Source organism: Sabulibacter ruber (genome assembly GCF_017355955.1).
GTDB classification, from domain to species: domain Bacteria; phylum Bacteroidota; class Bacteroidia; order Cytophagales; family Hymenobacteraceae; genus Nibribacter; species Nibribacter ruber_A.
The window spans coordinates 1-297 of sequence record NZ_JAFFID010000089.1; the positions used below are offsets into that span (position 1 = coordinate 1).

Below are 297 nucleotides of genomic sequence, written 5' to 3' on the forward strand. Positions count from 1 at the left end.
GCCTTGAAAATGTGATCACGTTTGTGCGATATCCGTGGGGTCGGCGCCGCGCGAGGGCATCGCGGGAAGACGGAGCCGATCCCCATACCGAGGAATGACGATCATGGCCAGCCTCACCGCCCCCGTCGCCGCCACCACCCTTTCCGGCGCCCCCGCGATGGCCCGTCCGACGGGGCACGCGCCGACCTATTACGCCGCGACCGCCGCCCCCGTGCCGCCGCGCCCGGCGCTGGAGGGGGATGCCACGGCGCAGGTCTGCGTGATCGGCGCCGGCTTCACCGGCATCTCCGCGGCGTT

Annotated in this window: 1 protein-coding gene; it reads left to right on the top strand. The window is 72.1% G+C overall.

Annotated elements, in window-relative coordinates:
* Positions 1 to 94: 94 nt before the first annotated feature.
* Positions 95 to 297, top strand: a 203-nt coding sequence (locus tag JT719_RS24575; RefSeq protein WP_207436420.1) for a hypothetical protein, incomplete at its 3' end; no start/stop codon positions are given.